Genomic DNA, 9,368 nt, shown 5'->3' on the forward strand with positions numbered 1-9,368 from the left:
AAGGCGCCTCCGGGCCGTTTTCGGCCTCCGGTGGGGCACCGTCCCATGCCGGGGTGGGGCGCGATCCCATGCCGGACCCGGCGCGCGGGCTTCTGCGACGCGGTCCCGCCCGGCGAGACGAGCGGTCAGGGGTGCCAGCCGGCCTGTAAGCCGGGTTCTGTATGGCGCCCGGGCGTGAACCCTGGCGCGTGACGACCATTCCTCTGGGACGGCCGTTGCCGGCCGCCTCGAGCGATCAACCCGGGCGACAGCCCGGAAACGGGTTGGACCGCGGGCCGGCATGGCCGCCCCGTGTCCCGTCGCCCCTATTCGATCTTGCTCCCGGTGGGGCTTGCCGTGCCGTCGACGTTGCCGCCGCCGCGGTGCGCTCTTACCGCACCCTTTCACCCTGACCCGAACGCGGGATCGCTCCCGTGCCGGGCGGTCTGCTTTCTGTGGCGCTTTCCCTGGGGTCACCCCCGCCGGACGTTATCCGGCACCGTGTTTCCGTGGAGCCCGGACTTTCCTCCGCGCCGTCCCGAGGGGCGGCGCGACGGCCGTCCGGCCGGCTGGCCCCCGTCCCTACTGCAGCGGCGGCGGGAAGGGAAGGACCGATGGCCCGCAACGGTACCGGCATGCTCGGGACCGTTTCGGCGGATCCGAGCCGATGGGACCGCTCTCGATCCAAAGCTGGGACGAACGCGCCCAAGGCGGGATCGATTCAGACCAGGACGGGCTGGGCCACGTGGCCGGCGGAGCCGAAGACCCGCAGGTAGCGGGCGACCTCCTCGGGCCGGCCCAGGGCCTTGCCGGGGTTGTCGCTGAGCTTCACGGCGGGCCGGCCGCCCACGTCCGTCACCTTGCACACCAGCGAGATGGCCTTGAGGTTGCCGTTGGGCGTCGGGGCGCAGCCGGCGAAGTCGTTGGTCAGGTTGGTGCCCCAGCCGAAGCTCATGCGGACGCGGCCGTGGAAGTGGTGGTAGGCCTTCTCGATCGTGTCGACGTCGAGGGCGTCCGAGAAGACCAGCAGCTTGTCGCGCGGGTCGCGCCCGCGCGCCCGCCACCACGCGATCACGGCTTCGCCGCCCGCGATGGGCGGGGCGGAGTCGGGGCGGAACCCGGTCCAGTCCGCCACCCAGTCGGGCGCGTCGCGCAGGAACGGCGCCGTGCCGAACGTGTCGGGCAATACGATCAGAAGGTTGCCGCCGTAGTATTTGCGCCAGTCGGCCAGCACCTGGTAGGGCGTCCGGCGCAGCGCCGCGTCGTCCCGCGCCAGCGCCGCCAGCACCATGGGAAGCTCGTGGGCGTTGGTGCCGAGCGCCTCGAGGTCGTTGTCCATGGCGAGCAGCACGTTGCTGGTGCCCGAGAAGGAGTCGCCGAGCCCTTCCTTGAGAGCCTCGACGCACCAGCGCTGCCACAGGAAGCTGTGCCGCCGGCGCGTGCCGAAGTCCGAGATGCGCAGATCCGGCAGGTTGCGCAGCCGCTCGACCTTGCTCCACAGCTTGGCCTTGGCGCGGGCGTAGACGACGTCGAGCTGAAACCGTCCGAGACCCTTCAGGGCGGCGCGCGAGCGCAACTCGTTGATGATGGCCAGCGCCGGGATCTCCCAGAGCGTGACGTCGACCCAGGACCCCGAGAAGCTGAGTTCGAGCTGACCGTCGCGGATCGCGAGGTCGTAGTCGGGCAGGCTGTAGTCGGCCAGCCACGACAGGAAGCTCGGCTCGAAGATGTGGGCGCGGCCGTAGAAGCTGTTGCCGGCCAGCCAGATCATCTCCTTCTTGCTCACCGTGAGCGAGCGCGCGTGGTCGAGCTGGTCCCGGAGCTCGGCGACGTCGATCTCCTCGGCCACCCGGACCGATGTGGTGCGGTTGACGAGCGAGAAGGTGACCTGCTGGTCCCGGTAGAGGCCCCAGATCATCTGCAGCATGAGCAGCTTGTAGAAGTCCGTGTCCAGGAGGCTGCGGACGATCGGGTCGAGCTTCCAGGTGTGGTCGTAGACGCGCTTGGCGAGGTCGGTGGTCGTCATGGTGGGACCCGGTTGCGCTTCGGCGTCGCGGGATGCGACCCCGGGAGCGCCCCGCCGCCGGCGGCGGCACTCCGGACTTGCGATGCGGGCCCGCCGGGATGGGCGGCGCAGCCCGTCGGAGGGCCGGCCCGACCTCCGCCGCGTGGTGGCCCGCGTGAGGCTGGGGTCCCTCGGCTCGGCGCCGCGGCACTCCGGTTCAAGACAGCCCGTGAAGAGGCGGGGTCAAGCCTAGAGCAGGATCGGACGGGTGGGAACTGCCTTGGCCATGGCGATCGGCCCGAACCGGCCGGGCGCCGGCGCGCATGCGGCGGCGAGCCCCCGCTCGTGCCGGGCAGGCTCCGGACCGTCCAGCGGCCGGGCCTCGAGACGGAAAAAGCCGGTCGTGCACTCCGCACCACCGGCTTCGACGGGCTCCTGGCCCTGGCATCGTCGATGCCGCGTCGCCCTTGTGGGCGTTTCCTCCCTAGACCCTGGGCCACCCTCGGGCGGTCTTCTCGATGCCGCGCTCCGGCGGATGCGCCGTGCGGCGTCGTTGAACCGTCTTAAAGCCCATCCATCCCGCAATAGCAAGGCAGCCATGACGAAAATGCAGGCCCGGTGCCGATCATTTCATCCGGAAGGCGCGGTTGGCGGCACTCGCCCCGCAGGCGGCGAGGGCGAGGCCGCCGGGCGTCACTGCACCAATTGCGGTCCGGTGGTCCGGGCCGCGTCGTTCTCCTGCATGATGCCGAGACGCCGCGCCACTTCGGTATAGGCTTCGACGAGGCCGCCGAGGTCGCGGCGGAACCGGTCCTTGTCCATCTTGTCGCTGGATTTCACGTCCCACAGCCGACACGAATCGGGGGAAATCTCGTCCGCCACGACGATGCGCATCAGGTCGCCTTCCCACAGGCGGCCCGTCTCCATCTTGAAGTCGACGAGGCGGATGCCGACGCCGAGGAAGAGGCCGGACAGGAAGTCGTTGACCCGGATGGCCAGCGCCATGATGTCGTCGATCTCCTGCGGGGAAGCCCAGCCGAAGGCGGTGATGTGCTCCTCCGACACCATCGGGTCGTTGAGCGCGTCGTTCTTGTAATAGAACTCGATGATGGAGCGCGGGAGCTGCGTCCCCTCCTCGATGCCCAGCCGGGTCGCCAGCGACCCCGCCGCAACGTTGCGGACCACGACCTCGAGCGGGATGATCTCCACTTCCTTGATCAACTGCTCGCGCATGTTCAACCGACGGATGAAATGCGTCGGCACGCCGATGTTGTTCAGGTGCTGGAAGATGTATTCCGAGATACGGTTGTTCAGAACACCCTTGCCGTCGATGATCTGGTGCTTCTTGGCGTTGAACGCCGTGGCGTCGTCCTTGAAGTGCTGGATCAGGGTACCGGGCTCGGGTCCTTCGTAGAGGACCTTGGCCTTTCCCTCATAGATGCGACGGCGGCGGTTCATTGGAGTCAACCGGGGCTTGAGGAAATCCATGGGTCGGCCGGGCTCCTGAGCCGAGCGCGTCGGAGCGACCTCGCGCGGCGTGTTGCAACATCAAAGCCGCGAACGGCAGAGGGCATCGATCGCCCTGTCAAGCCGACCACACCCAAACTTAGCGGATTGCACCGGTCGGCACAACGCCGGTGCGGTGCGGGCGCCCTGGCGGGCCCGATCCCGGCGCCTCCGGCGATCGGCGGCACCGCCGGGGCGGAGGTCGTCACTCGAGGATCGGCGAGGGCGCTCCCACCGTCGGCGCCTTCGCGCAGCCCGCGAGGCGAGCGCGGCATCGTCGGCTCGAGAGCGCCGAAGCGATGGCCGGCGCGCCGCCCGCGAGCGCTGCGGCATATGTGTGCCGCGCATCTCCGTCGCAAGATGCGCGTTGGTGGCGTGGCGCCCCGCCCGGGGTGCCGGCGCACCGCACAGGAGAACCACCGATGACGACGTTCGACGACCGTGAGCGCGCCTTCGAGAACCTTTTCGCCCATGACCAGGATCTGGCCTTCCGGGCCCAGGCCCGCCGCAACCGCGACATCGGCCTGTGGGCGGCCGGGCAGCTCGGCCAGTCGGGCGAGGCGGCCGACCTTTATGCCAGCCAGGTGCTCATGGCGTCCGTCGAGAAGGGCGGCACCGAAGCCGTGATCGCCAAGGTCCGGGAGGATCTCGCCCGCCACGGCGTCGCCGTCTCCGACCATCAGATCCGCCACCGCATGGACGAGATGCTGGCCAGCGCCATCGACCACGTCAAGCACGACTGAACCAGGCCCGGCACCTTGGCCTTCACCCTCGCCGACCTCGTCGCCCTCCTCGATCTCGCCGCGGACGGGCCCGACCGCTTCCTCGGGCTCAGCCCCGACCTCGGCCGCGGCCGCATCTTTGGCGGGCTGGTGATCGCCCAGGCGCTGGTCGCCATGGGGCGGACCTCCGCGGCGCGCCCGGTCCATTCGCTGCACGGCTATTTCATGCTGCCGGGCGACCCGGCCGCGCCGATCGCCTACGGCGTCGAGCGCATGCGCGACGGTGGCAGCTTCTCGACGCGGCGCTGCGTGGCGCACCAGCACGGGCGGCCGATCTTCGCCATGTCGGCCTCCTTCCACGCGGCCGAGCCCGACGCGCTCGACCATGCGATCGACGCGCCGGACGTGCCGCCGCCGGAAGCCCTGCCGAGCGCCGCCGACATCGCGGCCGGCCGTGCGGGCGCGTTGCCGCCCGCGGTGCGGGCCTATTTCGGCCGCGACGCTTCGGTGGAACTCCGCCCCGTCGACCTCGGCCGCTTTTCCGCAAAGCCGCCCCTGGCCCGCCCGCCGCGGCAGGCGATCTGGATGCGGGCGACGGCGCCGCTGCCCGACGACCCGGCGCTCCACGCGGCCGTGCTGGCCTACATGTCCGACCTGACGCTGCTCGACACGGCTCTGGTGTCGCATGGCCGCTCGGTGTTCGACCCCGACGTCCAGGCCGCGAGCCTCGACCACGCGCTCTGGTTCCACCGCCCGTTGCGGGTCGACGATTGGCTGCTCTACGCCGAGGACAGTCCCAGCGCTTCCGGCAGCCTGGGTTTCGCGCGGGGATCGGTGTTCGACCGGGCCGGTCGCCTCGTGGCCTCGGTGGCCCAGGAAGGCCTGATCCGCCTGCGCCGACCGCAGGACGCAACGAGCGCCGAAACTGCCTAAATATTAGGCAAAACGCCTTCCCTTTGCCACATTCTGGACGCTGCCGATCCTGACCTCCCGAGGGCGGCCTTGGGCTTTGCCGTGGCTAATGTTTGGCACGAGCCTTGAAAGAGGCGCGCCACGCCGTCGCACGGTCTCGCGTGGCGGAGGTCCCCGCACGTCCGTCATGCGCGTGCGGACGGGCGGGGCCGGTAACCGAGGAACATCGCGATGAAGATTGTCACGGCCATCATCAAACCTTTCAAGCTGGAGGAGGTCCGCGACGCCCTGACGGCCGTCGGCGTCCACGGCCTCACCGTCACCGAGGTCAAGGGCTATGGCCGCCAGAAGGGCCACACCGAGATCTACCGCGGTGCCGAATATGCCGTGAGCTTTCTGCCGAAGCTCAAGATCGAGGTCGCGGTCCCGGCCGAACTGCTCGACCAGGTCGTCGACGCCATCACGGCGACGGCGCGCACCGGGCAGATCGGCGACGGCAAGATCTTCGTCACGACGCTCGAACAGGCCGTGCGCATCCGCACGGGCGAGACCGACGCCGACGCCCTCTGATCCACCCCGAGACCCCGCTCACCGGAGACCATCGATGACGTTCACGAACCCGTCGCCTTCCGCGACATTGCCTTTGGCGAAGTCGCCTCGAATGCGATCGGCACTGGGCCTGGCCGCCCTGTCCCTGCTGGTCATGGCCGGCTCGGCCCTGGCACAGACCCCGGCCCCCGAAGCGTCCGCCACCGCCGTCGCGGCGGGCCCCGCCGCCGTCGCGGTGATCAAGGCCAACCCCGGCGACACGGCCTGGATGCTCATCTCGTCGGCGCTGGTGCTGATGATGTCGGTGCCCGGCCTGGCCCTGTTCTACGGCGGCCTCGTGCGCACGAAGAACATGCTGTCGGTGCTGACCCAGGTCTTCATGATCGTGTCGCTCGTCGGCGTGATCTGGGTGCTCTACGGCTATTCGCTGGCCTTCGGCGACGGCGGTTCGTGGTCGCCCTACATCGGCGGCCTCAACAAGGCCTTCCTGGCCGGCGTGACGCCGGACAGCACCGTGCCGACCTTCTCCAACGGCACCGTCATCCCGGAATACGCCTACATGGTGTTCCAGATGACCTTCGCCATGATCACGCCGGCCCTCATCATCGGCTCCTTCGCCGAGCGCATGAAGTTCTCCGCCGTGCTGATCTTCATGACGCTGTGGGTCACCATCATCTATTTCCCGGTCGCGCATTGGGTCTGGGCCACGGCCGCCCCGGACGACATCGCCGCCGCCGCCAAGGCCGTCGCGGCCGCGACGGACGACGCCGCCAAGAAGGTCGCCCAGGCCAAGCTCGACGGCATCACGGGGTCGGCCGGCTGGCTGGCGCAGGCGGGCGCGCTCGACTTCGCGGGCGGCACCGTCGTGCACATCGACGCCGGCATCGCCGGCATGGTGGGCTGCCTGCTGATCGGCAAGCGCCTCGGCTACCCGCGCGAGCCCATGCCGCCCCATTCGCTGACCATGACGATGATCGGCGCCTCGCTGCTGTGGGTCGGCTGGTTCGGCTTCAACGCCGGCTCCAACCTCGAAGCCAACGGCACCACCGCCCTGGCCTTCGTCAACACCATGGTGGCGACCGCCGCTGCCGCCATGTCGTGGCTCTTCGTCGAGTGGATGATCAAGGGCCGTCCGTCCCTGCTCGGCATGGCGTCGGGCGCGGTGGCGGGCCTCGTGGCCGTCACCCCGGCGTCCGGCTACGCCGGCCCGATGGGCTCGGTGGTGCTGGGCCTGCTGGTGAGCCCGCTGTGCTGGTTCTTCGTGGCGGTCATCCGCGAGAAGTTCCACTACGACGACGCCCTCGACGTCTTCGGCGTGCACTGCATCGGCGGCATCTTCGGCGCCATCATGACCGGCATCCTGGTGTCCCCGTCGCTCGGCGGCACCGGCATCACCGACTACACCAACTTCGCCCACGGCAACGTCGGCGACTACAACATGGGCCAGCAGGTGCTGATCCAGCTCAAGGCCGTCATCGCCACGCTGGTCTGGTCGGGTGCGGGATCGGCGATCCTGTACTGGATCGTCGACATGGTGGTGGGGCTGCGCGTCGCTCCCGAGAAGGAGCGCGAAGGCCTCGACATCGCCGAACACGGCGAGCGCGCCTACAATTACTGACCGCAGCGGTCGGGCGTAATCGGGAGGGCGGCCTGCGGGCCGCCCTTTCGCGTTCGGACGGCCTTCCGTCGGGCCTTCCTTTCTTGGGACGACCTGCGGTCGGGCCTTCCTTTCTCTGAACGACCTACGGTCGGGCCTGGCGCGTCGAGGCCGTCCCCGCGCGGTCCGCCGCCCCGCTCCACCCCGGTGCCGCGCCGCCGCCGCGGCGGCCGGTGACGGACCCTTAAGCATATCGACCTAACGTCAGTGTCGGACGGAGGCTCGGGGCTTGCGCGACGGAGGTGAGAACCGACGACGCCCGCCGCGGGGCGGCCGGTCCGATCCATGGGACTGAACCCGGGCCGCCCGTGCGCATCTCCACATTTTCGCCGATCGACCTCCTGCCCGAGCCCGCGCGCGAGTTCCTGGCCCGGCGCTTGGCCGAACTCGCCGGCCTCCTGCTCCTCGGCGGCATCGGGGCCGTGAGCCTCGCGCTCGCCACCTGGTCGGTCCACGACCCGAGCTGGAACCACGCCGCCGGCGGTCCGGTCCGCAACCTCGCCGGCCCGCCCGGGGCCGTGCTGGCCGACCTCGTCATGCAGATGGTCGGCATCGCCATCGTGGCCATCCTGCCGCCGATCTTCTGCTGGGGCCTCACGCTGCTGTCTCGCCATCGGCTGGACCATGCGCGGCTGCGGCTCGTCCTGCTGGCGACCGGGGCCTCCGGGGCCACGGCCCTGGCCTCCTCGCTGCCGGCTACGGACCGCTGGCCGCTGCCGAGCGGCCTCGGCGGCATCGTGGGCGACGGCATCCTGGCGCTGCCGCGCCGCCTGCTGGGCCATTCCGAGCCCATGCTGATGCTGGTCGCGCTCGTCTGCGCCGGCGTGGCCATCCTGTCCCTGACGGCCGCCGCGGGCTTCGGCCTGAAGCCCCCGCCGGGCGAGGAGGAGGACGAGGACGTCGCCGGCGCCTATGACTGGGTGCCGGTCCCCAAGACCACGCGCCGCCCTTTCGAGGACGATGCGGACGGCGAGCCCGGCATGGGCATCGTGTCGCTCGGCGCGGCCATCCACGCCGGCCTCAGCGCCAAGGCGGCCCTCACCCGCCTGGTCCGCCGCGGCGCCGATGCCGGGGCGCCCTGGGCCACGCCGGTGCCGGCCGGTTCGGCGCCCACGGCCGGGCTGGCGGGTGCCGGCGTCGCGGCCCGCGACGGGCGCGTCGAGCCGAGCTTCCAGGCCACGTCCCGGCCGCGCGACGAGCGCGGGCGCCGCGAGCCCTCCTTCGGCGCCGGCGACGCCGATACGGCAGAGCGCGTCGCCCCGCGTCCGCCCGCCGGGCGGCCCGAAGCCACCTCCGTGCTGTCGCGCATGGCCGCCGCCGCCGCCCCGTCGCGTGCCGCGCCGCGCCAGGGCCGCGATGCCCGCTCCGGCGGCTACGACCTGCCGGCGCCCGGCATCCTCACCGAGCCGCGCCACGGCGCCACCGCGATCGTGTCGGAAGACGCGCTCAGCCAGAACGCGCGCCTGCTGGAAAGCGTGCTGGAGGATTTCGGCGTGCGCGGCGAGATCATCAACGTGCGCCCCGGCCCGGTGGTGACGCTCTACGAGCTCGAGCCCGCCCCCGGCATCAAGTCGAGCCGCGTCATCGGCCTCGCCGACGACATCGCCCGGTCCATGTCGGCGGTGTCGGCCCGCGTGGCCGTGGTTCAGGGCCGCAACGTCATCGGCATCGAGCTGCCCAACCAGCGGCGCGAAACCGTGTTCCTGCGCGAACTCGTGGCCTCCGAGGACTTCGTCGAGTCCAAGCACAAGCTCGCCATCGCGCTCGGCAAGACCATCGGCGGCGAAAGCGTCATCGTCGACCTCGCCCGCATGCCGCACCTGCTCGTCGCCGGCACCACCGGCTCGGGCAAGTCTGTCGCCATCAACACCATGATCCTGTCGATCCTGTACCGGCTGAAGCCCGAGCAGTGCCGGCTCATCATGATCGACCCCAAGATGCTGGAGCTCAGCGTCTACGACGGCATCCCGCACCTGCTGACGCCCGTCGTCACCGACCCCAAGAAGGCCGTCGTGGCCCTGAAATGGGCGGTGCGCGA

At 70.6% G+C, this 9,368-nt stretch carries 7 protein-coding genes and 1 other RNA gene; 5 read left to right on the plus strand and 3 right to left on the minus strand.

Translation table 11 applies throughout. From position 1 onward, the window contains the following. Positions 1 to 130: 130 nt before the first annotated feature. The 3 genes from rnpB to purC form a co-directional block, all read right to left on the minus strand. Positions 131 to 552: RNase P RNA component class A (gene rnpB, locus D3272_RS19595), an RNA gene on the minus strand. A gap of 148 nt (positions 553 to 700) precedes the next feature. Then, a complete protein-coding gene (gene pncB, locus D3272_RS19600) occupies positions 701 to 2,005 on the minus strand; it encodes a nicotinate phosphoribosyltransferase (RefSeq protein WP_129220899.1) in 1,305 nt (434 codons plus the stop codon). 672 nt (positions 2,006 to 2,677) lie between these two features. Beyond that, positions 2,678 to 3,472, minus strand: coding sequence for a phosphoribosylaminoimidazolesuccinocarboxamide synthase (gene purC / locus D3272_RS19605; RefSeq protein WP_129220900.1), 795 nt, complete (start codon positions 3,470 to 3,472; stop codon positions 2,678 to 2,680). Positions 3,473 to 3,912: 440 nt separating this feature from the next. Between purC and D3272_RS19610 the strand changes: the two genes are divergently transcribed. The 5 genes from D3272_RS19610 to D3272_RS19630 all read left to right on the plus strand — a co-directional run. Further along, on the plus strand, positions 3,913 to 4,233 hold the full coding sequence (locus D3272_RS19610) for a DUF1476 domain-containing protein (RefSeq protein WP_129220901.1): 321 nt from the start codon (positions 3,913 to 3,915) through the stop codon (positions 4,231 to 4,233). A 15-nt stretch (positions 4,234 to 4,248) separates the two neighbouring features. Further along, on the plus strand, positions 4,249 to 5,145 hold the full coding sequence (locus D3272_RS19615) for an acyl-CoA thioesterase (protein WP_129220902.1): 897 nt from the start codon (positions 4,249 to 4,251) through the stop codon (positions 5,143 to 5,145). 210 nt (positions 5,146 to 5,355) lie between these two features. After that, positions 5,356 to 5,694, plus strand: a complete 339-nt coding sequence (locus tag D3272_RS19620) for a P-II family nitrogen regulator (RefSeq protein WP_129220903.1) — start codon at positions 5,356 to 5,358, stop codon at positions 5,692 to 5,694. Between the two features lie 34 nt (positions 5,695 to 5,728). Next, positions 5,729 to 7,291, plus strand: a complete 1,563-nt coding sequence (locus D3272_RS19625; RefSeq protein ID WP_129220904.1) for an ammonium transporter — start codon at positions 5,729 to 5,731, stop codon at positions 7,289 to 7,291. 347 nt (positions 7,292 to 7,638) lie between these two features. Further along, the coding region (locus tag D3272_RS19630) for a DNA translocase FtsK 4TM domain-containing protein (RefSeq protein WP_165361425.1) at positions 7,639 to 9,368 on the plus strand (1,730 nt) is incomplete at its 3' end.

The organism is Lichenibacterium ramalinae, assembly GCF_004137085.1.
Classification (GTDB): Bacteria; Pseudomonadota; Alphaproteobacteria; order Rhizobiales; family Beijerinckiaceae; genus Lichenihabitans; species Lichenihabitans ramalinae.

Excerpts from the sequence above, each read along its gene's own strand:
- purC (WP_129220900.1), bottom strand. The coding sequence starts at position 3,472 with ATGGATTTCCTCAAGCCCCGGTTGACTCCAATGAACCGCCGCCGTCGC.
- D3272_RS19610 (WP_129220901.1), top strand. The coding sequence starts at position 3,913 with ATGACGACGTTCGACGACCGTGAGCGCGCCTTCGAGAACCTTTTCGCC.
- D3272_RS19625 (WP_129220904.1), top strand. The coding sequence starts at position 5,729 with ATGACGTTCACGAACCCGTCGCCTTCCGCGACATTGCCTTTGGCGAAG.
- pncB (WP_129220899.1), bottom strand. The coding sequence starts at position 2,005 with ATGACGACCACCGACCTCGCCAAGCGCGTCTACGACCACACCTGGAAG.
- D3272_RS19620 (WP_129220903.1), top strand. The coding sequence starts at position 5,356 with ATGAAGATTGTCACGGCCATCATCAAACCTTTCAAGCTGGAGGAGGTC.